13 protein-coding genes are annotated in these 25,258 nt (G+C 75.1%); 7 read left to right on the plus strand and 6 right to left on the minus strand.

Annotated features, from left to right (window positions below):
• Positions 1-149 precede the first annotated feature (149 nt).
• Entirely contained in the window at positions 150-794 is a 645-nt protein-coding gene (locus tag FHS37_RS20090) for an enterobactin synthetase (protein WP_229889732.1), read from the plus strand.
• 89 nt (positions 795-883) lie between these two features.
• Here the strand turns inward: FHS37_RS20090 and ccrA are convergent, their stop codons facing one another.
• The 3 genes from ccrA to FHS37_RS20105 form a co-directional block, all read right to left on the minus strand.
• Positions 884-2,113, minus strand: a complete 1,230-nt coding sequence (ccrA, locus tag FHS37_RS20095; protein WP_184823158.1) for a crotonyl-CoA carboxylase/reductase — start codon at positions 2,111-2,113, stop codon at positions 884-886.
• A 73-nt stretch (positions 2,114-2,186) separates the two neighbouring features.
• Positions 2,187-5,990, minus strand: coding sequence for a type I polyketide synthase (locus FHS37_RS20100; RefSeq protein WP_184823160.1), 3,804 nt, complete (start codon positions 5,988-5,990; stop codon positions 2,187-2,189).
• Positions 5,983-14,718, minus strand: a complete 8,736-nt coding sequence (locus FHS37_RS20105) for a non-ribosomal peptide synthetase (RefSeq protein ID WP_184823162.1) — start codon at positions 14,716-14,718, stop codon at positions 5,983-5,985. Before FHS37_RS20105 ends, FHS37_RS20100 begins: the two co-directional genes overlap by 8 nt.
• A 468-nt stretch (positions 14,719-15,186) precedes the next feature.
• On the opposite strand from FHS37_RS20105, the gene FHS37_RS20110 reads away from it, so the two are divergent.
• Positions 15,187-16,524, plus strand: coding sequence for a phthiocerol/phthiodiolone dimycocerosyl transferase family protein (locus FHS37_RS20110; RefSeq protein WP_184823165.1), 1,338 nt, complete (start codon positions 15,187-15,189; stop codon positions 16,522-16,524).
• A gap of 57 nt (positions 16,525-16,581) precedes the next feature.
• Positions 16,582-17,100: an RNA polymerase sigma factor gene (locus FHS37_RS20115; RefSeq protein ID WP_184823167.1), complete on the plus strand. Its 519-nt coding sequence runs from the start codon at positions 16,582-16,584 to the stop codon at positions 17,098-17,100.
• Between the two features lie 117 nt (positions 17,101-17,217).
• Here the strand turns inward: FHS37_RS20115 and FHS37_RS20120 are convergent, their stop codons facing one another.
• The gene (locus FHS37_RS20120) at positions 17,218-17,937 is read right to left on the minus strand and encodes a PAS domain-containing protein (RefSeq protein ID WP_184823169.1); all 720 of its coding nucleotides are present in this window, start codon (positions 17,935-17,937) and stop codon (positions 17,218-17,220) included.
• 766 nt (positions 17,938-18,703) lie between these two features.
• Here FHS37_RS20120 and FHS37_RS20125 point away from each other — a divergent pair.
• Together FHS37_RS20125 and FHS37_RS20130 are read left to right on the plus strand one after the other, a co-directional pair.
• The gene (locus FHS37_RS20125; protein ID WP_184823171.1) at positions 18,704-19,984 is read left to right on the plus strand and encodes a helix-turn-helix domain-containing protein; all 1,281 of its coding nucleotides are present in this window, start codon (positions 18,704-18,706) and stop codon (positions 19,982-19,984) included.
• Between the two features lie 209 nt (positions 19,985-20,193).
• Complete coding sequence (locus FHS37_RS20130) at positions 20,194-21,003, plus strand: PhzF family protein (RefSeq protein ID WP_184823173.1); 810 nt, start codon at positions 20,194-20,196, stop codon at positions 21,001-21,003.
• 54 nt (positions 21,004-21,057) lie between these two features.
• On the opposite strand, the gene FHS37_RS20135 is transcribed toward FHS37_RS20130, so the two are convergent.
• Positions 21,058-21,867, minus strand: coding sequence for a CPBP family intramembrane glutamic endopeptidase (locus FHS37_RS20135; RefSeq protein WP_184823175.1), 810 nt, complete (start codon positions 21,865-21,867; stop codon positions 21,058-21,060).
• 82 nt (positions 21,868-21,949) lie between these two features.
• Positions 21,950-23,467, minus strand: a complete 1,518-nt coding sequence (locus FHS37_RS20140) for a glutamate-cysteine ligase family protein (protein WP_184823177.1) — start codon at positions 23,465-23,467, stop codon at positions 21,950-21,952.
• Between the two features lie 565 nt (positions 23,468-24,032).
• Between FHS37_RS20140 and FHS37_RS20145 the strand changes: the two genes are divergently transcribed.
• Positions 24,033-24,617: a hypothetical protein gene (locus FHS37_RS20145; RefSeq protein WP_184823179.1), complete on the plus strand. Its 585-nt coding sequence runs from the start codon at positions 24,033-24,035 to the stop codon at positions 24,615-24,617.
• A gap of 405 nt (positions 24,618-25,022) precedes the next feature.
• Positions 25,023-25,223 carry a DUF5999 family protein gene (locus FHS37_RS20150; protein ID WP_184823181.1) on the plus strand — a complete coding sequence of 67 codons (201 nt, stop codon included), beginning with the start codon at positions 25,023-25,025 and terminating at the stop codon, positions 25,221-25,223.
• Positions 25,224-25,258 lie beyond the last annotated feature (35 nt).

Here is a 25,258-nt window from a genome sequence, read left to right on the forward strand (position 1 = left end):
CTCCGGCCTCCTCCCCGGCGACCCCCGCGGTCGCGGCGCCCGGCGCGGACACCCTCGGTTCCGGTCCCCCGGCCGGCGGTCCGGCAACCGGCGGTCCGGCGGCCGCTCCGGTCGCGGCCCGCGGCGCACCCGACCGGCTCACCGTCGACGTGCTGCTGCGGCTGCGTCCGCGGCTGGCCGCCGCCGGGCTCGGTCTGGGGGTCGCCGTCGTCTCGGAGCCGCACCTGACGCCCGCGGGGCCCGCCGAGGCGTCCGCCGCCGCGTCGATGCCGCACCGGCGCCGGCAGGAGTTCCTGGCCGGGCGGCACGCCGCCCGCCGGGCACTGCGCGCGGTGGGGCTGGACTGCGGCGAGATCCCCCGCTCGGGACGGCTGCCGGTGTTCGCGCCCGGGCGGCCGGCGTCGATCTCGCACAGCTCCGGGATCGCCGTCGCCGTGGCCCGCGCGCCGGGCCGGGACACCCCGCTCGGCTGCGACCTGGAGCTGCGGCCCCTTCCCCGCGGCGCGGCGCGCCTGGTGCTGCGCGACGACGAGGAGGGCCTGCTGTACGACACGTGCGGCTGGTCCGTGACGGCGCTGTTCTCGGCCAAGGAGGCCGCGTGGAAGGCCCTGCGCGGGCCGGACGGCTCGGGCGCGCCCGGCCCGCCGGGAAACCTGCGGGACCTGCGGGCGCGTCCGTCCGGGGAGGGCCTGCGGATCGAGCGGCGCGCTCGTCCCGCGCACGCGGTGCGGGTGCGGGTGGTGCCCGTCGGCCGGGGCGTGTTCAGTTACGTCGTGGGCCGGTCGGCCGTCTGACCCGCACGCCGGCGGGCCACCGCGGGCACGGCCCGGCGTGAGGGGGCGGGAACCCGCCGGACCCCCGCCCTCTCACCGGCCCGCGTCCCTCACGCCCGCGCGTTGACCAGCACCGCCATGTTGCCCGCCGGGTGGCGGTTGTCGTGGATGAGCTGGTGGGCCAGGCCGATCTCGTCGAAGGAGAAGGTCCGCGACAGGCACGGATCGACGAACCCCTGGTCGATCAGCCGGGTCACCTCCCGCGCCTCGCGGGCGGAGGCGACGTGCGAGCCCTGCAGGCGCTTCTGCCGCATCCACAGGAAGCGCAGGTCCACGTCGCCGTTGTACCCCGTGGTGCCGCCGCAGATGACGACCATGCCGCCGTTGTCGCACAGGTACATCGAGGTCGGGATGGTGTCCGCGCCCGAGTGCTCCAGGACGACGCGCGGGTTGCGGCGCTCGCCGAGCACCTCCCAGAAGCGCCGCCCGAAGGCGCGGGCGCCGGTCAGCCAGCGGCGCATCGCCTCGTCGTCGGACGTGTCCGGCATGCGTCCCCAGTGGTCGAACTCCCGCCGGTCGATCCAGCCCTCGGCGCCGAGCTTGAGGCAGAACTCGCCGCGTTCCTCGCTGGAGACGACCGCCACCGGGATGCCGCCGACGTGCCGGACGAGCTGGATGGCGATGCAGCCCAGTCCGCCGGCGCCGCCCCAGATCAGCACCGGGTCGCCGGGGCGCACCGTGTGCGGCTCCCAGCCGAAGAGCTGCCGGTAGGCGGTGGCGGCGGTCGCCATGTAGCAGGACGCCTCGGCCCAGGACAGCCGGGCCGGCTTCGGGTGGAGCATGTAGTCGTCGACGACGGCGAACTGCGCGAAGGAACCGTAGTTCTCCTCGTACCCCCACACCCGCTGGGTGGTGGAGAAGGCGGGGTCGGCGCCGAGGCGGATGTCCTCGGCGGCCTCGTCCCAGCGGCTGGCGAGGACGACGACCTCGTCGCCGAGCTTCACCCCGCGCACGTCCTCGCCGACCGCCCACACGATCCCGGACAGGTCGGAGCCGCCGATGTGGAAGTCCTCGGTGGCGCCCGCCTTCCGGCGGGCGGCGATCACGTCGAGCGGCGAACCCAGCGCCGCCCACACGTTGTTGTAGTTGACGCCGGCCGCCATCACCTTCACGAGGACCTGCCCGCGGCCGACCGGCGGCACGTCGACGACCTCGGTGCGGAAGGCGTCGACGGGCTGCCCGTAGCGCTCGCGGCGGATGAGCGAGGCGTACATCTTCTTGGGGACGGTGCCGATCTCGGGCGCGTCGCCGAGTTCGTAGAGGTCCTGGGTAACGGTCACGTGGGGTCTCCTGAACGGTCGGGTCGTACTCGGTGGGCCGGGGACGCGGAACGGGGGCGGGCGCCGCGGCGGGTCATCCGCCGAGCGCGCGCAGCGCCTTGGCGACCGCCGTGCCGATGCGGGCGATCGGCTCGGGCTCGGTCATCTCGTAGTGGCCGCAGGGGACTCGGTGGTCCTGCAGGGTGCCGTCCACGTGGGGCCGCCAGGCGTCGGCCTTGCCGGCCAGCACCGCCGGGTCGGCCGGGAAGTCCGTGGCCGGCTCCTCGTCCGCGCTGAAGAACAGCACGTCGCCGCGGAAGAGGCCCGGGGCGAACTGCGGTGCGATGCGCAGGTTGTTGCGCATCACGGCCGCGATGGCGGCCGCCTCCCCACGGGTCACCGGTGACGCGGCCGGGTCGTCGGCGACACGGGCGCCGATGCGGTCGAGTACCGCGTCCACGTCCGGTGCCCCGGCCTCGGGCGGCAGCCCGGCGACCCGTGACAGCAGGGCCGCCACCTGGCGTTCGGCCGCGTCGGGGTCGTGGGCGGTGCCGTGCGGCTGCGGGGCGTCGAGCATGGCGAGCAGTTCGATCCGCTCGCCGCGCTCCTGGAGCGCGCAGGCCATGGCGTGCGCCACGAATCCGCCGTACGACCAGCCCAGCAGCCGGTACGGGCCGTGCGGCTGCACCTCGCGCACCAGGTCGAGGTACGCGGTGACCATGGCGCCGGCGTCCGGCGCGGGCGGCCGGGTGCCGTCCAGACCGGCGGCCTGGATGCCGTAGACGGGCTGGTCGCCGCCCAGGTGGGGCAGCAGCCCCGTGTAGCGCCAGGACACGCCCGCCCCGGGGTGGACGCAGAACAGGGGCGTGGCGGTGCCCTCGGCGCGCAGCGGCAGCAGCGGGCCCAGCGCGGCGGCGCCCGGTGTCCGTGCGGTCTCCTCCCCGGCCGCCTCGAGGACCCCGGCCACCGTGGGCGCGGCCAGCAGCTTCGCGGCCGGTACGTCGAGGACACCGGCCTGGCGCAGCCGGCCGGCCAGCAGCACGGCGCGCATCGAGTCGCCGCCGAGGTCGAAGAAGTTGTCGTGCACGCCGATGCCGCCGATGCCGAGGGTCTCCTCCCACAGCCGGGCCACCGCCTGTTCGCGGTCGGTGCGCGGCGGCACGAGCCGCGTGGTCAGCCGGGGCCGCGGGGCCAGGGCGGCGCCCCGGTCCGCCGCGGCCGGGGCGTCCGGCGCGGCGGGGTCCGTGCGGGCACCGGGTGCGTCGATCCAGTGGCGCTGCCGCTCGAAGGCGTACCCGGGCAGCGGGACCCGCCGCGGTGTGCCCGGCACCGGCGGGAGGGCGGTGTCCACGCCCGCGCTCCACAGCCGGCCCAGGGCCTCGGCGAGGACGAAGCCGTCGGACGCCTCGGCCTTGGCGTGCCGCATGGTGGTCACCGTCACCGGCGCCTCGTCGGCGAGCCGGGCGGCGGCCAGCCTGGTGAGCGTGTCCCCCGGTCCGATCTCCACGAGGACGGGGCGCAGCCGCTCCCACAGGGCGGCGATGCCGTCGGCGAACCGCACGGTGTGGCGGGTGTGGTCGGTCCAGTGCCGTACGGAGGTGGCCTGTGCGTCGGTGACCCAGGTGCCGGTGACGTTGGTGACGTACGGGATGCGCGGCGGGCGCAGCGTCACCGTGCGCAGGTGGCGCTCGAAGGCCTCGAGGACCGGGTCCAGGACGTGGGAGTGCGCGGCGACGGGGATGCGCAGCCGGCGGAACGGGACGCCGCGGCGGGCGAGTTCGGCCTCCAGGCGCTCGACCGCGTCGAGGTGTCCGGCGACGGTGCAGGCGCCGGGACCGTTGACCGCGGCCAGCGACAGCTCCTCGTCGAGCAGCGGCGTCACGTCCTGCGCGGGGGCGGCCACGCCGACGGTGGCGCCGCCCGCGGAGGCGATCAGCCGGATGCGTTCGGTGACCAGGGGCAGCATGTCCTCCAGGTCGACGACGCCGGCCAGGCAGGCCGCCGTGTACTCGCCGAGCGAGTGGCCGATGAGCGCGTCCGGGCGCACGCCCGCCTCCATCAGCGTGCGGGCCAGGGCGTACTCGGTCACCACCAGTCCGAGGAACGCGGCCGTGTCGCCGGGCCGCTGCTGCTCGAAGAGGGCCGTGCGCAGGTCGGTGCCGAGCGCGGGGCGCAGGATGCGGGCGCACTCGTCGACGGTGTCCCGGTAGACCGCGTGGTCCCGGTAGAGCCCGGCGCCCATGCCGGCGTACTGGGTGCCGCCGCCCGGCAGCAGGAACGCCACCCGGGCGGGTTCGTCCCCGGTCGGCGGTGTGGTGGGGGCGGCGGCGCGCAGGGCGTCCAGCGCCTCCTCGCGGGAGGCCGCGGTCACGGTGAGGCGGTGGCGCAGCGCGGGCCGGTCCGTGCGCAGGGAGTGCGCGACGTCGTCCAGGCGCAGTTCCGGCCGCCGCTCCAGGTGGCGGGCGAGGGCCTCGGCCTGGCCGCGCAGCGCGCCGGCCGTGCGCGCGGACAGCGGCAGCACCAGGCGCCGGTCCTCCTCCGCCGGGCGGGGTGCGGCGGGGGCGGCGGGCGGTGCCTCCTCCAGGACGACGTGGGCGTTGGTGCCCCCGATGCCGAAGGCGCTGACGGCGGCCCGGCGCGGGTGGTCGCCCTCGGGCCAGTCCTCCAGGGCGGTGGGCACCCGGAACGGGCCGGAGGCGAAGTCGATGAGCGGGTTGGGCCGGTCGAAGTGCAGGCTCGGCGGGATCTGCCGGTGCTCCAGGGCCAGGACGGCCTTGATGAGCCCCGCGATGCCGGCGGCCGCCCCCAGGTGGCCGATGTTGGTCTTCACCGAGCCGAGGGCGCAGAAGCCGGTCCGCTCCGTGCTCTGCCGGAACGCCTCGGTGAGCGCGGACACCTCGATGGGGTCGCCGAGCTTGGTGGCGGTGCCGTGCGCCTCGATCAGTCCGATGGTGCCGGCGTCGACCTCCGCCTGGGCCTGCGCCGCGAGGACGACCTCGGTCTGCCCGGCGGCGCTGGGCGCGCTGAAGCCGACCTTGCGGCGCCCGTCGTTGTTGACGGCGCTGCCGCGGATGACGGCGCGGACGCGGTCGCCGTCCGCGAGGGCGTCCTCCAGGCGCTTGAGCACCACGGCTCCCACGCCGTCCCCGGAGGAGGTGCCGGCGGCGTCCGCCGCGAAGGCCCGGCAGTGGCCGTCGGGCGAGAAGGGCCCGTCGGGCACGTGCCGGTAGCCGAGCATCGCCGAGGGGTTGAGGGAGACGGCGGCGGCGAGCGCGGTGTCGCACCGGTGGTCGAGCAGGTCCTGGCAGGCGGTGTGCACGGCGACGAGGGCGGTGGAGCAGGCGGTCTGCAGGGACACGCTGGGGCCGGTGAGGCCCAGTTCGTAGGAGACGCGGGTGGCGAGCGTGCCGAGGGAGTTGGCGGTGGCCGCGTGGACGAGTTCGACCGAGCCGGGCCGCCCGGCGTGGCGCGGGTACACGTGGGCGGGGTAGTAGCGGCTGTCGCCGCTGCCCGCGTACACGCCGAACGTCCCGGCCGTGCGGTCGCCGCCCAGGCAGCCGGCGTCCTCCAGGGCGTGGTAGGCGGTCTCCAGCAGCAGCCGCTGCTGCGGGTCCACGACGGCGGCCTCGGCGGGGCTGTACCCGAAGAAGTCCGCGTCGAAGCGGTCCGCCCCCTCCACGACCGAGGCCACGCGGACCAGCGAGGGGTCGTCGAGGTCGCGCGGGTCCCCGCCCGCGGCGAGGAACTCCTCGTCGGTGATCGGCCGCACCGCCTCCCGGCCGGCCGCCAGGTTGTCCCAGAAGGCGTCCAGGTCGTCGGCGCCGGGGAAGCGGCCCGCCATGCCGATCACGGCGACGGCGGGTGCCTGCTCGTCCTGCGGCTCGGTGGTGTCACGCATGGCCCCGGCCCCTTTCGTGCCGTGCGGTGCGGCGGGCCCGGGCCGCACGTTGCCGCTGTGCTCGTTCCTTGGCGCGGTCCAGGCCGCTCGGTGCGGACCCGGCGGACCGCGGTGGCGCGGGATCGGCGGACCGCTGTCCGACGGGTGCGGCCGGTGCTGGTTCCGGACCGGTCGTGGCGCCGGGGCCGGTCCGGGCGGCCAGGTGGCGGGCGAGGTCCCGCACGGTGGGGTGGGCGAACAGGTCGACGACCGACAGGTCGGCACCGAAGGCGCTGTTGACGGCGCTCTTCGCGGTGACGAGCAGCAGCGAGTTGCCGCCGAGGTCGAAGAAGTTCTCGTCCCGGCCCACCCGGTCGCGGCCCAGTACGCCGCACCACACCTCGGCGAGGCGGCTCTCCAGGCGCCGCGCCTCCTCGCCCGCGTCCGCCCGGTCGAGGGGCGCGCCGGTACCGGCCGAGCGCAGCACCCAGTCGTCGGGCAGGCCCGCCGCGCGGGCGGCGTCGGCCGCCGCGCGGTACAGGGCGCCCAGGTCGGTGCCGTCCTCCAGGCCGACGCGGGCGGCCGGCCGCCGCACCGGGCGGACGGGGGCCACGACGTGGCTGCGCACCCAGGGGGCGGTGCGGTCGGCGCCGATCAGCAGGTGCGGCTCGTCCAGGGTGCGGGCCAGGTCGAAGGAGCGCAGCGCGGAGGCCGCGTCGAGCGGCCGGTAGCCGCGGGCCTCGGTGAGCGCGGTGAGGCCGTAGCCGCGGCTCACGCCGTGCTCGCGCCACATGCTCCAGGCCAGGCTCTGCGCGGGCAGGCCGAGGCCGCGGCGGTGCAGCGCGAGGGCGTCCAGGTAGGCGTTGGCGGCGGCGTAGGCGGCGTTCATGGCGCCGCCGAACCAGCCGTTCACCGAGGAGAAGGTGATGAAGGAGCCGACCGGGTGGTCCTCGGTGAGCCGGTGCAGCGTCCACGCGCCGTCCGCCTTCGCCTCCAACGCCCGGCGCCAGGTGGTGGGGTCCAGGTCGCCGACGGGGCGTTCGACGAGGGTCCCGGCCAGGTGCAGCACCGCCGCCAGGGGCACTCCCCACGCCTCGGTGGCGGCGTCCACCGCGGCCCGCACCTGCGCCAGGTCGGTGACGTCGGCGCACGCGTAGCGGACCTCGCCCAGCTCGCGCAGCCGCCTCAGGACCTCGCGGCGGGCCGGCGCGGGTCCCCGCTCGTCCCGCTCGGGAAGCGGTGTGCGTCCCAGGATCAGCAGCCGGGTGCCGGGCGTGCGCAGCAGGTGGGCCGCGACCTCGCCGCCGACACCGCCCAGTCCTCCGCTGACGAGGGTGAACCCGTCGTGCGCGGGCGCCTGCGCGCGGGGCGGCGTGTCCGGCAGGGGCGCCAGGCGGCGCACGTGGCGGTGTCCGCCGCGGTGGGCCACCTCGGTGTCGGACGGCGGTGCCGCCGTCTCGGCGAGCAGGACGGGCAGCGGGTCCTCGTCGGTGTCCGCGGGCAGGTCGAGGTGCGTGCCGCGCAGCCAGCCGAACTCCTCGCGCAGTGACTTGAGCAGGGCGCCCGCCATGGCGTGCGCCGGGGAGGGCCGGTCGCCGGGGCGGACGGCCTGGGCGCCGGCCGTCACGTGCAGCAGGTCGACGGGGCGTGGCCGGCCGGGCCGGGCGGCGAGGGCCCGGACGAGGGCGAGCAGGCGTGCCGGGCCGGTGTCGTCGGCCGGTGCCGCCCCGGACGTCCCGGCGGTGCTCAGCCCGTCGAGGTGGAGGACGGCGTCGACCGGCCGCAGGTCGCGCTCCAGCTGTCCCAGCAGCGCGGTGTGGTCGGCCTCCTCGGCGGGCCGGATCCGGTAGCGGGCGGCGTCGAGCCGGGTGTACGCCGTGCCGTCGGTGACCACGGTGCACAGTCCGCCGCCGGAGCGCAGCGCGTCGGCGATCCGCCCGGCGAGCCGGTGGACGCGCGGGTCGGCGCCCGCCAGGACGAGGGTGTGCCGGCCGGGCGGGACCGTGGCGGACCGGTGCGCCCGGGCGCGCCGCCACACCGGTCGCAGGAACCAGTCGGGCACGGTGGCGGCGGTGCCCAGCAGCAGCTGGGCCCGGCGGACCTCCTCGTCGAAGGCGCCCGCCTCGAAGCTCTTGCGCAGCCTGGTGCGCTGGATCTTGCCGATCTCGGTCTTGGGGACGGCGTCCGCCTCCACCGGGATCAGGAAGGCGGGGCTGACGCCGATCTCCCGGGTCACCTTGCCGGCGATCTCGCGCAGGGCGGCGGCCGTGTCCCCTCCGGAGGTCTCGCGGGCTTCGGGAGCGAGCCGGAAGAAGAGGGCCAGTTCGTCGGTGGGCGCCGACGGGTCGGAGCGCACCGCGACCGCGGCGGTGAAACTGCGGACCACGTGCGGCAGTTCCTCGACGCAGGCCTCGATCTCGTGGCTGTAGTGGTTGACGCCGTTGACGATGATGACGTCCTTGGCGCGGCCGGTGATGTACAGCTCGCCGTCGCGCAGGAACGCCAGGTCGCCGGTGTCGAACCAGCCGTCCCCGGTGAACGCCTCGGCGTTGGCCTCCGGGTTGTCGTGGTAGCCGCCGGTCACGGAGGTGCCGCGGACCTGGAGCCGTCCGGCGTCGCCCTCGGTGAGCACCGTGCCGGCGTCGTCGACGATCCGCATGGCGAACCCGGGGTAGGGCAGGCCGCAGCTGACGAACGCCCCCTCCCCGTCGCCGGGTTCGGCCGGCAGCACGGCGTCGGTGACCACCGAGCAGGTCTCGGACATGCCCCAGCCGGGGTGCATCACGTCCTGCGGCAGGCCGAAGGGCGCGAGCGCGTGCAGGAACCGGCGGGCCGCCGCGGCCACGACGACCTCTCCGGCGTTCATCACCAGCCGCATCGGCGACAGGTCCCAGGTGCGGTCCGCGAAGCGGTGGGCCTGTTCGGCGAGCAGCCCGAAGGCGAAGTTGGGCGCCCAGGTGACGGTGACCCGGTGCCGGTCGGCGAGATCCATCCAGCGCAGCGGGTCCTGGAGGATCCAGGGGGTGGGCGCGTGGATCTGCCGGCAGCCCAGGTACACGTCGCGCAGGTGGAACATCACCACGCCGGTGACGTGGTCCAGCGGGATCCAGTTCAGGGAGACGTCCGCCGGGCCGAGTCCGTTCATCTGCTCGGTGGCGGCGGAGCGGGTCAGCACGTTGCGGTGGGTGAGGCGCACCGCCTTGGGCAGGCCCGTGCTGCCGGACGTCATCAGCATCAGGACCGGGTCGTCGGGCCGGGCGGGGTGCCAGTCGTGGTCCTCGGGCGCCTCGCGCAGCGCGTCGGCCGTGGTCAGCCGCAGCCCGGGCCACTCCTGCCGGACGGCGAGGGCGCGCAGTCCGGCCTCGCGGCCGGCCGAGCACACGATCCAGGGCCTGCCGAGCATCCGCCAGATGCCCTCCAGCTTGGTCAGCGCCGCGGAGGGCGTGTCGTAGGAGGCGGGGACGGTCAGCGGGACGGCGACGAAACCGCCGAGGACGCAGCCCCAGAGCACGGCGAGGAAGTCCTCGCTCGCGTCGCACTGGAGGACGACCCGGTCGCCGGGGCGCAGTCCGGCCCGGCGCAGTCCGGCCAGCACCCGGGAGGCCTCCGTGATCAGGGAGGCGTAGCTGCGCCGGTGCTCGCTGCCGTCGGCGTGGACGTGGACGATGTCGCCCCGGCCCCGCTCGGCGGCGCGCCGCAGGGCCTGTGCCCAGCCGGACACGGACGGTTCGCCGAGGGCGGGGCCCTCGCTGAGCGCCGGGACGGCGGACGCGGGGCCGGTGACGGCGGTCCCGGCGGGCGGTTCGGTGCGGTCGGGCAGGCCGACGTGGCGGCGGCCGAGTTCCTCGGGGACGTCCTCCGCCGTCACCTCGGCGGTGGTGACGCCGGGGACGCGGGCCAGGTGGTCCCGCCAGGTCCCGGCCGCGGTGCGGTCGACGGCGGGCAGGGCGCGCAGCGCCTCGGTGTCGACGGCGCCGTCGCCGTCGAGGGGCAGCGCGTTGACCGCCGTGACGCGGACCGTGCCGTGGCCGGCGCGGTGCAGGACCTCCTCGACGCGTTCTGCGGCGTCCGCGCGCCCCGGCACCACGTACAGACGCGGCGGACGGCCGTCGGTGCCCGGGAGGGCGCGGGCGTCGCGGATGCCGGGCACGGACAGCGCCGTGCCCTCCAGCTCCGCGGTGCCGGGTGCGGGTGGGACCGGGGTGCGCTCCGGGAGCGCCGGCAGTTCCCCGAGGCGGACGCCGGGATCGGCGCACACCGCGCGCAGGACGTCGTGCAGGGCGCGGGTGAACGCCTCGGCGGTGCCGGCGTCGTACAGGTCCGTGGCGTACTCGACGTGGACCGCGAGGCCGTCGGGCGCGCCCTCGGGGGTGCGCCGTTCCAGGACGTCGACGAAGAGGTCGAACTTGGCGGTGCCGGTGGCGGTCGGCCGCAGCCGGGTCCGCCGCCCCTCCAGCCGGAGTTCGGCGGGTTCGTTGTTCTGCAGGGCCAGCATCACCTGGAACAGCGGGTGCCGGCCGGGCGTGCGGGGCGGGTTGAGCTCGTCCACCAGCCGGTCGAAGGGCAGGTCCTGGTGGTCCAGGGCGGCCAGGTCGTCGTCGCGCAGCCGGGCGAGGAGGTCCCGGAAGGCGGGGTCGCCGGAGGTGTCGGCCCGCAGGACCAGGGTGTTGGCGATCAGGCCGATCAGGTGGTCCAGGGCGGGTTCGGTGCGGCCCGCGACCGGGGTGCCGAGGACGATGTCCTCGCCGGCGCCGCAGCGGGTGAGCAGGGCGCTGACCGCGGCGTGCAGCACCATGAACAGGCTGGCGCCCGCGCGGTCGGCCAGGTCCAGCAGGTCCCGGTGCAGGGTGGCGTCGACGTCGGCGTCGACGTGCGCGCCGCCGCCGCGCGGCGCGGCGGGCCGCGGCCGGTCGCCGGGCAGGGTGCACTCCTCGGGCAGGCCGGCGAGCGCCGTGCGCCAGTGGGCGGTCAGCCGCTCCAGCCGTCCCGGGCCGTCCGGCTCGGGGGCCAGCAGGGCGCGCTGCCACAGGGCGTGGTCGGTGTACTGCACGGGCAGCGGGGTCCACTCGGGCGCCCGGCCGGCGCGGCGGGCCGCGTAGGCGGTGCTCAGGTCGTCCGCGAAGGGGCGCAGCGACCAACCGTCGGCCGCGCTGTGGTGCAGGACGAACAGCAGGGTGCGGTCGGTTCCGGTGCCCAGCAGCCAGGCAGCGAGGGGGCTTTCCGCGGTCAGGTCGAAGCGGTGCCGCAGCGCGGCGGTGACGTGGGCGGCGGTCTCCGCGGCGGGGCAGTCCACCAGGCGCAGCCGCGGGCGCAGTTCGCCGGGCGGCAGGACGCGCTGGTACGGCACGCCGTCGTGCTCGGCGAACACCGTCCGCAGGGTCTCGTGGCGGTCGGCCAGGTCGCCGAGGGCCGCGCGCAGCGCCTCGGTGTCGAGGCCGTCGGGCGCCGGGACGAGGAGGGGGATGTGGTAGGTCGCCGCTCCGTCGTCGAGCCGGTGGAGGAACCACATGCGTTCCTGGGCGAAGGACAGCGGCGGGCGCTCCGGGCGCACGGCGTCGCCCAGGGCGGGGCGCGGGAGGGCGGTGCCGGTCCGCTCGGTGAGCCGTTCGGCGAGGGCGGCCGGTGTCGGCTCCCCGAACAGGGCCGTGATGGGGATCTCGGCGCCGGTCTCGTGCCGCAGGCGGGCCAGCAGGCGGGTGGCGAGCAGGGAGTCGCCGCCGAGGTCGAAGAAGTTCACGTCGGTGCCGACGGTGTCGCGCGGCAGCCGCAGCACGTCCTCGAACAGCCCGCACACCAGGGCCTGCTGGGGTGTGGTGGGCCGGGCGCCGGACGCGGCGGTGGTGAAGTCCGGGGCGGGCAGGGCCGCGGTGTCCAGCTTGCCGTTGGCGGTCAGCGGCAGGGTGTCGACGGGGACGCAGGCGGCCGGGACCATGTGCTCGGGCAGCCGGGCCGCGGCGTGGGCACGCAGGCCGGCGGGGCTCGGCGGTTCGCCGCCGGCAGGGACGGTGTAGGCGACGAGCTGCTGGGCGCCGTTGTCGGCGCGGCGGACCACCACGGCGGCCCGGGCGACGCCCGGGTGGGTGGCGAGGGCGGCCTCGATCTCGCCCGGCTCGACGCGGAAGCCGCGGATCTGCACCTGTGCGTCGGCCCGGCCGAGGTAGTCGAGCGTGCCGTCCGCGCGGCGCCGGGCCAGGTCGCCCGAGCGGTACATCCGGGTGCCGGGCGGGCCGTAGGGGTCGTCCAGGAAACGTTCGGCGGTCAGTTCGGGCCGGTTCAGGTACCCGGCGGCCACGCCCGCGCCGGAGACGTACATCTCGCCGGTCGCGCCGGGCGGCACCGGCCGTCCGTCGGCGTCCAGCAGGTGCACGCGCAGATCGGCCAGCGGGCGGCCGATGACGCCGGTGCGGCGCGGGTCGTCCAGGTCGGCGCGGGTGAGGCGGTGGTGGGTGACGTGCACGGTGGTCTCGGTGATGCCGTACATGTTCACCAGCACCGGGCGGTCCAGGCCGTGCCGGTCCGCCCAGGGGCGCAGGCGCTCCGGGCGCAGGGCCTCGCCGCCGAACACCACGTAGCGCAACGCGCCCGTCCCGCCGTCCCGTTCGAGGTCGGCGTCGATCAGCTGCTCGAAGGCGGAGGGCGTCTGGTTGAGGACGGTGACGCCCTCCCGGTGCAACAGCTCCAGGAAGTCCCGGGGCGAGCGGCTGACGGCGTACGGGACGACGACGACCCGGCCGCCGTGCAGCAGTGCGCCCCAGATCTCCCAGACGGAGAAGTCGAAGGCGTGGGAGTGGAACAGCGTCCAGACGTCGTCGGCGCCGAAGTCGAAGTGCTCCGCGGCGGCGGCGAAGAGCCGGACGACGTGCGAGTGCGGTACCGGAACGCCCTTGGGGCGGCCGGTGGAACCGGAGGTGTGGATGACGTAGGCGGTGTCGGACGGGCCCGTCGGCCCGTGCCGGTCGGCGTCGGTCAGGTCGGCCGCGGACCGGCGGGCGAGTCCGGCGGCCGTCTCCGGGTCGTCCAGCACGACGACGGGGCACGCGTCCGCGACGGCCGGGCCGGTGTGGGCGTGCTCGGTGACGAGCGCGACGGGGGCCGCGTCCCCGACGACCAGCCGCAGCCGCTCCGCCGGGTGGCCGGGGTCCAGGGGGAGGTAGGCGGCGCCCGTCTTGAGCACGGCCAGCAGGGCGGGCAGCAGCCGCGGGCCGCGCTCCAGGGCCAGGGCCACCACCCGGCCCGGTCCCGCGCCGTGTTCGGTCAGCAGCCGGGCCAGGCGGTTGGCCTCGGCGTTGAGCTCGGCGTACGTCAGGCGCTCGTCGCCGCAGGTGACGGCGGTCCGCCCGGGTGCGGCCGCCGCCTGCCGCTCGAACAGCTCCGTGAGGGTGTGCTCGACCGGATGGGTGCGCACGGGCGTGTCGCGGGGGTGCTCGCCCGGCAGCAGCACGTCCAGGTCCCGCAGCGGCACCGTCGGCTCCGCCTCGGCCAGTCGGCGCAGCACGGTCAGGAACCGCTCGCGGTGCAGGGCGAGTTCGTCCTCCTCGTACAGGGCGGGGTTGGCGTCGAAGGCCAGCCACAGGCCGCCGGGCCGGGCCCCGGGCCGTACCGATATCTGCAGGTCGTCGACTGCTCCGCCGGACAGGTGGTGCCAGGTGGTGGGGTGCCCGTCGAAGACCGGTGACTCGTCGAACGGGACGATGTTCAGCACCGGCCCGTACAGCCGGCGTCCGGTGCCCAGCAGGCCCAGGTCGCGGCGCAGGAACTCACCCCGGTACTGCTGGTGCCGGCGCACGGCCCGCAGTTCTTCCGCGACGGCGCGCATCAGCTCCGCGACGGGTGTGTCCGGGGTGGCGGCCACGCGCAGCGGGAGGACGTCGGAGGCGGTGCCGGGGGTGCGCAGCGCGGCGCTGCCGGGCCGGCTCATCGTGGCCAGGCCGAGCACCAGGTCCTCGGCGGCGGTCATCCGGTGCAGGTACGCGGCGGTGGCGGCGGTCAGCAGGTCGGTGCGCGAGACGCCCAGGCGTGCGGCGGCCGCGTCGAGGGCGCCGGTCCCCGCGGGCTCCAGTTCGGCGGTGCGGCGCAGGAAGGGGGCGGTGGGGGCGGCGGTGCGGGAGGTGAGCCGGGCGGGCTCGGGCAGCCCGGCCAGGCGGGTCGCCCAGTGGGCGCGGTCGCGGGCGTACCGCTCGGAGTCGCGGTAGGCCGCCTCCTCGGCCTGGAGCCGGCTCACCGGGGCGAAGACGGTGGGGTCCGGCTCGCGCCCCGCGGCCAGCGCGGTGTACGTCTCGGCGAGACGCCGCCCGAGGAGCTTGTAGCTGTAGCCGTCGAGCAGGAGGTGATGGGCCCTCAGCAGCCAGATGAAGCGGTCGTGCGCCAGGGTCAGCAGGGCGTGCGAGAACAGCGGCCCCTTCTCCGTGTCCACCGGGGTCGTGAGGTCCGCCCGGATCCACGCCCACGCGGCGGCCTCGGGGTCCTGCGTGTCACGGACGTCGACCCGGTGCAGGGTCCAGTCGTCCGGATCCGGCGCGGTGCGGCACCGGGGGCCGTCGTCGGTGTCGACGAAGCGCAGGGCGAAGGTGTCGGCCTCGGCGACGGTGCGCCGCAGGGCGGTCTCGAAGAGGCCGGTGTCGAGGGGGCCGTGGATCTCGACCGCCTCTGCGGTGTTGTACGCGGCGCTGTCCGGGGCGAGCCGTTGGGCGTACCAGAGCCCTTCCTGGGCCCCGGACAGCGGTCGACGTTCGTGGTCCTGGAGTGGCATAGCACAACCCTCACGTGGCAGCCGTGGGTGTCCCGGCCGGCGAAGGCCGGGCCGGATCGGACGGGTGCGGCCATCGCCCCGGGCCGCCCTCGCGTCGTCGTACGCGCAGGGCGGGCCCACGGGGCGGAAAGGGGAGGTCGCACGTCGGGGGGAGGTGCGTGCCGCCCCACCGCCGGTTCTACGGCACATCACGGTGCGCTGCCGATGCCGGAAGGGTCAAGGCCGGACCGGGCACCTGGGCGTCAATTCAGGTTTTCCCCTGGAGAATCGAACCGGAGGGAGTGCGCGATCGGAGTCAACCTTTAGGGAAATCACGCGACTTCCCTTTCCGTCGCCCTCTCGGGTGGATCCGGCCGCGCCGCGCGGTGCACTCTCGGAAGGACCCCGAATTCCCCGGCCGGCCGACGCCGGCGCACCGATGCGTGGCCGCGGGGACACGAAATGGACGACCGAAAGAGGGCTGACGGCATGCACCGTGCGCTGTGTCCGGTTGAGACGCTCTACGTGGGCCAGAGAAGCAGAGCCGTCCTCTCCTGCTCCCTGCGCGGGCACGTCGACGTCGAGGCGCTGTCGGCCGCGTTCGACGCCGTGACCGCGCAGCACCCGACGCTGCGCTCGTGCATCGTGCCGGACGGCACGGGTCACGCGCTGCGTCTGCTCGGGGAGGACGAGCGCCCCCGGCTGGTCACGCGCACCGGTGACGAGGACGAGGCCTACGCCGCCGAGCTGAACAGGCCCCTGCCGGTCGGGGGGCCGCTGACCCGCGCCGTCCTGGTCAGCGCACCCGACGGCGGCCGCCACCTGTTCGTGCTGCTGGTGGACCACACCGTCACCGACGGCCACAGCAGCATCGCCCTGCACAACGCGCTGTGGAACCGTTACCGGGCGCTGGTCGACGGGGAGGGGGCCGGGGGCGCGGCGGCCGCCGTGTCCGCGGAGCCGCACTGGCCGCGGCCCGTGAGCGCGTTGCTGCCTCCCGCCGACGCGGCCGAGACGGCCGGGTACCTGGCCGGCCGTCTCGAGGAGGTGCGACGGCACCCGGTCGAACTCGTGCCGTACGACGTGCGGCGCCCCTCCGCGACCGGGCACCGTCCGGGCGCGGACGGCTCCGGCGACGGGCACATCGAGGTGTGCCGGCTGACCCTGGACACGGAGCGCACCGCACGCCTGCGCCGGACGGCGCGGCAGTCGGGTGTCTCCGTGCACTCCCTGATCGCGGCGGCCCTGCTGACGGCGGCCAGGCGGCGCCTGGACGGTGACGGCCCCCGGACGCTCGGCTGCCTGTCCCCCGTCGACCTGCGGTCGCGGCTGTCCCCGCCGCTGCCCGCGTCGGTCATGGTGCCCGCGGTCACCACCCACCTGCAGACCCTCGAGGTGCCCGGAGCCCCGGATCCGCTGGAACTGGCGCGCACCGTCCACGCCCGCCTGGGCGACTTCCTCGCCCGCGGCGACCAGTTCCACGAGATGCGGATCACCCCGGAGATCCCCCGGAACCCCGCGCTGCAGCTGGCGACGGTGATCGTCACCAACATGGGCGTCGTCCCCGGCCCCCGGCTGCCGAACGGGCTGCGGGCGGTCGACGTCCGCCTCGTGCCCGCCCGCGAGCAGTACTTCCCGCAGGCGGGGCGCAGCCCCGTCATGGCGTGCGTGGTCTCCTTCGAGGGTCGGCTCTCCATCGAGTTCCCGCACTACACGGCCTGTTTCAGCCCGTCCTTCACCGCGGCGTTCCGCGACGACGTCCTCGACGGCCTCCTCGCCTTCGCGAACACCGCCCGGCCCGAGCACGTCCCCGCGGACCTCGTCTGAAGGCCGCCCCGCCCCCGGCTCACGCACACGCCCGGCCGCCGTGAGGAGTTCCCCCGCATGACCACCGTCGGCGCACCCCCCTCCCCCCTGACGCTGCTCCCCCGCGCCCAGGCGGGCGACGAGCACGCGATGAACCGCCTGCTGACCGGCATCACGCCCTACGTCGCGCGCATCTGCCGGTCCATCACCCACGACGACGGCGCCGACGCCACGCAGGAGGCGCTGCTCGCCATCTACCGCGGTCTGGGCACCCTGCGCGAACCGGCCGCGTTCTACGGCTGGGTGCGCTCGGTGACGGTCCGCGAGGCCGTCCGCGCGGCGAAGCGGTACGGCGAGGAACGGACCTGTTCGGACCTGGAGTCGAGACAGGAGGCGAACCCGCTGGACGCGGTGCACATCAGCGACGTGCTGGAGCGGCTGTCGCGGGCGCACCGGCAGGTCCTCACCCTGCGCGCCTACGGGCTCAACGAGGAGGAGATGGCCGAGGTCCTGTCGCTGCCCGTGGGGACCGTGCGCTCCCGGCTGTTCCGTGCCCGCCGCAGGTTCCAGGAGGCGTGGCAGCCCTCGGCCGCGTGAGGCGGGGGCCGGCCTCCCGCGACGGCGCGGCGGCCCTCCGGCGTCCGGACACGCGTCGGCGGCCGTGGCGGCGGGCACCGCCACGGCCGCCGGAGGGCCGCCGGACTCCGTCCCGGGTTACCTGACCCGCTCCGGAAGGACGCGGGGCGGCCACTGGCCCGCGGCGAACATGCCGAGCGCGTGCGCGCGGGCCACCAGCGCGGGACGGTTGGGAGCGTCGAACCTCCGCAGCATCTGTCCGACGCGGTACTCGATTCCCTGACGGCTCAGGTAGAGACGGGAGGCCAGCTGCACCGTGGACTCGCCGCCGGCCACTCCCTCCAGGACCTGCGCGTCGAGGGCGCTGAGCACCGGTCCCGTGGATTCCCCCGCCCCGCCGGCCCCTTCCGGCCGGCGGGCGTCGGCGACGGGGCGGAAGACGACGGCCAGGCCGACGATTTCTCCCGACGGACTCCTGACGGCGGTGCCGGTCACTTCCGCGGAGAAGACACGGCCGTTTCCGTTCCGCCCCGTCACCCTTTCCGTGAAACGGCGGCGACGGCCCTCGGAAAGGGCGGTGAACTGTTCCCGCAGGCGGTTCGGCACCCGCGATTGGAGGAGGTCGAGAAGGCGGTGCCCGCGTATCTCGGCCGCGCTCAGGCCGAATTGCCGGGCGAATTCGGGTTCCGCGGCCGTGACGACCGGGTCCCCGGGGGACGCGTGGGCCGTGCAGACACCTTGTGGTGCCGCGCCGGCCGGTGTGCCGTCTCCGGCGAGGTGCCGGGGGGCGGGGGGAGCCGGGTGCACGGCTCCCTTCTCCTTGCGGGGCGAAGCGCCGGGCGCACTCGTGGTCACCACGGACGTACCGTCCTTCTTCCTGCGCGTGGGGGGCTGGGAAGTACTGCTGTGCGCGCGGCCGTTCCGGTGCGTCGGTGCCGGGGTGCCGGTGACGGCCCGGTGCCGGTGCGCGCCACCTCGGCGGTGGCTCGGGTCAGGTGTCCGGCGTCGTCCGGGCGCGTGCCGCGACCGCCGGACTTCTGGCCGGATCAAGGGGGAGCAGGGGGCCGGTGCCGGATCGCGACCGGATGGATAACGTTGTCACGGCCATTCGATCTCGCCGTTCGAGGTCGGCGGGACGCCGCCCGGCGGGTGGAGCGGGCCGGGGTCCGGGGCGCCGGCTCCGAGGAGCGCGGACGCCCGGTGCCCGAGGATCACCGGTGTGCCCGCGGGAGCCGCGGCGGCGACGCCCGCGACCAGCCGTACGGTCGGTCTCCGCGGCGAACCCGGTGGGGCGTGACGGAGCACGAATACCTCCATGGGACGAGAAGAGGGGAATCGCGCCAGGACGGCACCCCTGAGACTAAGGTGCGGCAACCACCGTGACAAGGGTTTGCCAGGTGACCTGGATAACTTGTCAACTCCCTTGTCGGGGAGGTTCTTTCCGCACTCCCGATTGCCCGCGAGCGGTCATCCTGGAGCCCGAACAGGGCATCTGAGCTGGAGAGTTGGACAGGTCATATTGACTTGCCGCCCCTTTACGCGCTCCCTAAGGTGTTGCCAACTCCGCCCGGCGCGGCCGGAAACGGAGGCCCTGACGGACGCACCAGCGGACCAGAGGTGGGAGATGCTCGAGCAGCCGCACTTCGGCCGTCGGCTGAGAAGGCTCCGGCTGGAGCGGGGCATGAGCCAGGCGAGCCTCGTCGGCGAGGGCATGTCGACGGGGTACCTGTCACGCCTGGAGTCCGGTGAGCGGCGCCCCACCGAACGCGCGGTGGCCTATCTCGCCGGACGGCTCGGCGTCGAGGCGGCCGCGCTGACCCGGGTCGCGGAGGGCCGGTCCCTGAGCCACGTCCTGGCCGCCGTGACGTCGGCGCCGCCCGGCACGGACGACACCGCGGCCCTCAGCCGCGCGGTAGACGAGGATCCGGGGGACGACCCCGCCGCCCGTTGGCAGGCCCTGTGGCTGCTGAGCCGCGCCGCCGGCCGGAACGGCGACTACCAGCGGGAGCGCGCCCGGCTGCTGGAGCTCATCGAGCTGGGCGACCTGCTGCAGGCGGCGGACCTGCGGGCCCGGTCGCACGCGCGGTACGCCCGCTGCCTGCGCGCACTGGGCGACATACGGGGGGCGGAGCCGGCGGCCGTGGAGGCGCTGTCGATCGCGCGCGCCGGCGACCTCCCGGTGGCCGACGTCATGGCCGCCCTCATGGTGTTGATCAGCATCGAGACGGAACTCGGCAGGCTGGACGAGGCCGGACAGCACGTCGCCGAGCTGGAGCGGGACCTGCTGCCCTCGGCCGCGCCGGCCCAGGCGGCCGAGGCCCTGTGGACGGCCGCCGTGGTCAGCAACCGCCAGGGCGACCACGCCGCCGCCCAGGCCAGACTGGAGACGGCCCTGGGCCTCGTCCAGGGCAAGGACGACCTCGTCCTGTGGACCCGGCTGCGGGCCGCCGCCACCGCCGCCGCGCTGCAGATGTCACCGCCCCGGGTGGCCGCGGCCGACCGCTGGCTGAGCGAGGCCGAGTCCGTCCTCGGCCTCATCGGCACGCCCCTGCAGGTGCAGGAACTGCGGGCGCTCCAGGCCCATCTGGCCTTCCACAAGGGTCGGCTGGACGAGGCCCGGGAGCTCAGCGGCGCCCTGCTGGCGGAGGAGGACCTGCGTCTGTCCTACCGCGACCGGGTGCGGCTGTCGGTCCTCGACGGCCGGCTGAAGATCCTGGCCGGCCGCGTCGACCAGGGCATCGCCGTCCTGCAGCGACTCGGGCAGCAGGCGACCGAGTCCAGGAACTTCGACCTGGCGACCCACATCTGGCAGACCCTGGCGACGACCCTCGCCGACGTCCGCCACCTGCAGGCGGAGGCGACGGAGCACGGCGGATCCGGCCCGGCCCCGCACCCGGCCGGCTGAGGCGTGCGGCGGCGGGGGCCCCGGCCCTTCGCCCCGCGGTCCGGCCGTCGGGCGTCCGCCGTCGCGGCGGGCGGCCCCCGGCCGGTTCCCGGCTCGCCGTCGTCCTCGGGCGGCCCCCGCGCCGACGGCCCGGCGGCCCCGTGCCGACCGGTCCAGCGCCCGCCCATTGGCCTTGGCCCCCGGCTCCGCCGAACCCTTACGGTCGGGCCATGCGGATTCGAATCGTCGACGCCTTCACCGACCGGCCCTTCGCCGGCAATCCCGCCGGGGTCCTGCTCCTGGACTCCTTCCCGGACGACCCCTGGCTCCAGAACGTCGCCCTGGAGGTCAACCACGCCGAGACGGCCTTCGCCCACCCGCTCCCGGAGGGCGGCGAGGCCGACTGGGCCCTGCGCTGGTTCACCCCCACCACCGAGGTCGCGATGTGCGGCCACGCGACGCTGGCCACCGCGCACGTCCTGCACACCACCGGCGCGCACAAGGGACCGGTGCGGTTCGCCACCCTGAGCGGCGTCCTCATCGCCACCCCCGGCGAGGACGGCGCCGTCACGCTGGACTTCCCCACCGCTCCGCTCACCGCGGTCGACGTTCCCGAGGGTGTCGCCGAGGCGCTGGGCGCCCGGCCGCGCACGGCGTTCGACACCGGCCCCAACACCGGGGACCTGCTCGTCGAGGTCGCCGACGAGCGGACCGTCCACGCCCTGCGGCCCGACCTCAGGGCCCTGGCCGCCCACTCCGAGCGCGGAGTCATCGCCACCGCCCGCGCCGAGAACCCCGCCCTGGGCTACGACTTCGTCTCCCGCTGCTTCTTCCCGAACGTCGGCATCGACGAGGACCCGGTCACCGGCAGCGCGCACACCGCTCTGGCCCCGTACTGGTCCGAGCGTCTCGGCCGCTCCGTCCTCACCGGCCTCCAGGCCTCGCCGCGCTCCGGCCGTGTCCGCACGGAGGTGCGCGGCGAGCGCACCCTGCTGAGCGGGCGGGCCGTGACGGTCGTCGAGGGCGATCTGCTGGTCTGAACCCGGTACGACAAAGGGGCGTGCGGCACGGCCGCACGCCCCTTTCCCGGTGCCTCACGCCGTCGGCAGCCAGTCCACCTTGCCGGCCAGCAGCGCGTACCCCACGAACGCCCCGATGTCGAGCAGCGTGTGGGCGGCCACCAGCGGTCCCACGCGGCCCCAGCGCCGGTACAGGTACACGAACACCACGCCCATGACCATGTTCCCGACGAAGCCGCCGATGCCCTGGTAGAGGTGGTAGGAGCCGCGCAGCACCGAGCCGGCCACCAGAGAGGCGCCCGGGGACCAGCCCAGCTGGTCCAGCCGGCGCAGCAGGTAGCCCACGACGACGACCTCTTCGAGGATCGAGTTCTGCAGCGCCGAGAGGATCAGCACGGGGTACTTCCACCACACCTCGGGCAGTGCCTCCGGCACCACCGTGAGGTTGAAGCCGAGGCCGCGCATGGCCAGGTAGAACGCGATGCCGCTGCTGCCGATGACCGCAGCGACCGCCGCTCCGCGGCCGAGGTCGGACCAGGGGCGGGTGCGGTCGAAGCCGAGGGTGCGCAGCCCCACGCCCTCGCGCAGCAGGAGGTGCGCGACCAGCGCCACCGGGACGAGCGCCGTGGTGATCCCGAAGAGCTGCCAGGCCAGGTCCAGCCAGGGGCGGCCCGGCGCGGCCGAGGCGTTGAGCGTGGCCGCCTGGTCCTTCAGACCGCCCGGTTCGGTGACCGACCCGAGGAAGCTGATCAGCGCGGACACTCCGCTCGCGCCGAGTGAGAGCGCGAGCACGAGCAGCGTCTCGTTGCGGAGCGTCGTCCGCGAGGGTCTGCGCTCAGGACCCTCAGGATGGGAATCGGCCGCCGGGCCCGCCTCCGCCTGCACACCTGCCTCCACACATCGCCGATCGGTCCGATCAGTATGAGGGCAGTGCCTGTGTGACCGGCCGGCGGTCCGCGCGGAGCGGTCAGGCCGTCGGCACCGGTTCCGGCAGACCCACCGGCCAGGTGTGCACCGGGTCGCCCTGTTCCGTCAGCTCGCGGTAGCGGCGGGTGGTGGCGGCCAGCGCGGCCTCGCGGCCGAGCCCTTGGTCCAGGGCCCGGTGGAAGGTCGCGGCCTGCCAGGTCGCGCCGTTCACCCGGCGCCGGCACCGTTCCTCGATCACCCCCAGGTACAGGTCGCGGTCGGCGGGCTCGATCCCCCACGCGTCCAGTCCGGCCTCGGCGAGCGGCAGCAGTTCGTCGCGTACGAGGGTGACCGCGTCCACCTCGGCCGTACCGCCGTAGCGGCCGCGCCGGGGCCAGGTGAGGCGGGCGTCGATGCCGTCCTTGCAGGCGGCGTCGAAGTTGGCGGCGGCCGCCTCGAAGGGCAGCCGGCTCCACACCGGCCGGCTGTCCTCGGCGAGGGCGCGGACCACGCCGTAGTAGAAGGCCGCGTTGGCGATGACGTCGGTGACCGTCGGCCCGGCGGGCAGCACGCGGTTCTCCACCCGCAGGTGCGGGACGCCGTCGGCGATGCCGTAGACCGGGCGGTTCCACCGGTAGACGGTGCCGTTGTGCAGGACGAGTTCGGCGAGGGTGGGGACGCCGCCCCGGTCCAGCACCTCGAGCGGATCCTCGTCGTCGCAGATCGGCAGCAGGGCCGGGAAGTAGCGCAGGTTCTCCTCGAAGAGGTCGAAGGCCGAGGTGACCCACCGCTCCCCGAACCAGGTGCGCGGCCGCACCCCCTGGGCCTGGAGCTCGGGCGGGCGGGTGTCGGTGGACTGCTGGAACAGCGGGGGCCTCGACTCGCGCCACAGTTCGCGGCCGAAGAGGAAGGGGGAGTTGGCGCCCACGGCGATCTGGGCGGCCGCCACGGCCTGCGCCGCGTTCCACACGTCGGCGAAGCGGTCCGGGGTGACCTGGAGGTGCAGTTGCACGGAGGTGCAGGCGGCCTCGGGCGCGATGGACTTCGAGGTGCAGCGGAGGTGCTCCACGCCGTCGATGTCGAGCGTGAAGTCCTCACCGCGCGCGGCCACGATCTGGTCGTTGAGCAGGGTGTAGCGGTCGACGGCGGAGAGGTTCGAGGAGACCAGGTCGTCCCGGTCCAGCGTCGGCAGGATGCCGATCATCACGATGCCCGCGTCGACCTCGCCGGCTTTTCGGTCGGCGTAGCCGAGCGAGGTGCGCAGTTCCTCGTCGAGCCGGTCGAATACCCGTCCGCCCAGACGGTGGGGGGCGATGTTGACCTCCAGGTTGAACATGGCGAGTTCTGTTTGGAAATCCCGGCTCGCGATGCGTTCGAGGACTTGCGCGTTCAACATTTTCGGCATGCCGTCGGCACCCGCGAGATTCAATTCGATCTCCAGCCCCATGAGGTTCTTGGGGCGGTCGAACCGCTTCTCCGCCAGGAGTCGCTCCAAGCCCGTCAGACACCTGCGGAGCTTGTCGCGGTAGCGCTGGCGATCGGACAGGTCGAACTGACCCGCCACGACCTTCTCCCCCATCGAAGCGTCCTTCCTCGGATGGGCGGACCGAAGAACGGCCGCCGGAGTCCCGGTGCACAAGGGAGGATGCCCCGCCGATGCGATCGATAACGCCCCGGACGGGCCCACTGGCCGCTACGCTGGTGGACGGTGACCAGTGGCACATTCACGCGGCATGGCACGCAACGCACGTCACGGGGCCACGGGCGAACTCGTGAAAAACGCCGACGACAATGAGCCGACCGCTCCGCGGCCGTTCTCCGAGGTCGTCACCGCGCACCCCGCTCGTAATCGGGATGATTTTCGCATTTCACCGGCTAAAAGTACCCTTGTTTCGCGAATCGAAAACAGCTAGGTGAAACACAGCCTGAACACGTGTCGTATAAACTTCGTGCACAAGGCAGAAGGTTGGCGCCCACGGTCGGGTGATCCAGCCGACGAGGTGATGTGACGGCAGGCCTCACCCCCACCTCTCGCGCCCAGACCCCGGCCCCTGCCTCTCTCGCCTTCGTGAGCTGACAGCGCCGTCCGCCCCGCCACGCCCCGCCCTCGCGCCACTGTGCCTTCGAATGAGAGGCGACCCACCATGCCGCTGCATGTCCCTCCGGCTCCCGCGCCCGCACTGCGTTCCGTCCTGACCGCGCTCTCCTCCCCCACCGCGGTCAGCGAAGCCCGAACCCCCTCCCTGCTCGGCACGCAGGGACCCGCCTCGCCCGAGCTGCCCCTGCCCGTGCACGTCCTGGACCGGATCACCGCCGAGGGCGTGACCGCGACGCGACTGGCCGGGTGGCGCTTCCTGATCCGCTGCGGCGATCGCGCCGTGGCCGCGGCGGACACCGTGCTCACCCCCGACGGCTGGACCTTCTCCCGCTTCTTCGAAGGCCCCTACGTCACCTCCACCGAACTCGCACTGCGCCAGGCCGAGGCCGTGCCCCAGCCGTACCAGCCCCGGCTGCTGTCGGTGCCCGGCCTCTACATGCTGACGCTCTGGCTGCACGGCGACCCCGCCGCGGACGCGGGCACCGGGCACCCGGCCGCCACCGATCTGCTCGTCCCGCTCGCCCCGGCACCGCCCGGGATCGCGGCCCACCGCCCGCACCGGGTCGCCGAACTGCTTCCGGTGCTGACCCTCCGGGTGGCGCCCACCCGGCTGCTCGGCTCCCCCGCCTGACGCCCCCGCGATCCGGCCCCCCGTGCCCCGCCGCCCGGAACTCCGGGCGGCGGGGCACGTCCTTTCCCGCGCCTCTCCCCGGCGCGTCCCGCGCCGCCCCGCTCGTACGAGCACCAAAGGGCTCGTACGAGCCGGAAGACCTTCCCGCACCACCGGACCAGCCCCATCGGGCCATGCCGAACCACCCGAAATGACAGTGCAGTTGAGATGAACCGTCCGCGCGGGTGATGCGTCATCAACCTGTGAGGAGCGGTGCCGCGAAATCCCTGCGGATCGTCGTCCGTGGGGCAACACTGGTTTCTGACCGACTTATCGCAACGGGGGGCGGCCATGAACGAAGCTTCACGCCGCGGAACTGACACGACAGCCATCCCACAGGTCACCACAGAGCGAAAGATCCCACCCATGTGCCAGCACCAGCCACCGTGCCCCTCAGCCGACTCCGCCGACCGGGAGTCCGCCCGTCTCGTGGCGCACCACCCGGAGCAGGGATGGAGCCTGCTGTGCAACGGTGTCGTGCTCTTCGAGGACACCGGCGAGCTCCTGCCCGACGGCAGGATCATCGCCCCGCAGCGCACCCGGGGCGTCAGCCTGACCACCGCCTGAGCACGGCCTGGGCACGGCCGGGCGGAACGGGGCCC

This window comes from Streptomyces griseomycini (genome assembly GCF_014203535.1).
GTDB classification, from domain to species: domain Bacteria; phylum Actinomycetota; class Actinomycetes; order Streptomycetales; family Streptomycetaceae; genus Streptomyces; species Streptomyces griseomycini.

Bases quoted from the DNA above. Each gene is read 5' to 3' on its own strand.
- FHS37_RS20100 (WP_184823160.1), bottom strand. From the start codon at position 5,990: ATGCGTGACACCACCGAGCCGCAGGACGAGCAGGCACCCGCCGTCGCC.
- FHS37_RS20105 (WP_184823162.1), bottom strand. From the start codon at position 14,718: ATGCCACTCCAGGACCACGAACGTCGACCGCTGTCCGGGGCCCAGGAA.
- FHS37_RS20110 (WP_184823165.1), top strand. From the start codon at position 15,187: ATGCACCGTGCGCTGTGTCCGGTTGAGACGCTCTACGTGGGCCAGAGA.
- FHS37_RS20115 (WP_184823167.1), top strand. From the start codon at position 16,582: ATGACCACCGTCGGCGCACCCCCCTCCCCCCTGACGCTGCTCCCCCGC.
- FHS37_RS20125 (WP_184823171.1), top strand. From the start codon at position 18,704: ATGCTCGAGCAGCCGCACTTCGGCCGTCGGCTGAGAAGGCTCCGGCTG.
- FHS37_RS20130 (WP_184823173.1), top strand. From the start codon at position 20,194: ATGCGGATTCGAATCGTCGACGCCTTCACCGACCGGCCCTTCGCCGGC.
- FHS37_RS20140 (WP_184823177.1), bottom strand. From the start codon at position 23,467: ATGGGGGAGAAGGTCGTGGCGGGTCAGTTCGACCTGTCCGATCGCCAG.
- FHS37_RS20145 (WP_184823179.1), top strand. From the start codon at position 24,033: ATGCCGCTGCATGTCCCTCCGGCTCCCGCGCCCGCACTGCGTTCCGTC.
- FHS37_RS20150 (WP_184823181.1), top strand. From the start codon at position 25,023: ATGTGCCAGCACCAGCCACCGTGCCCCTCAGCCGACTCCGCCGACCGG.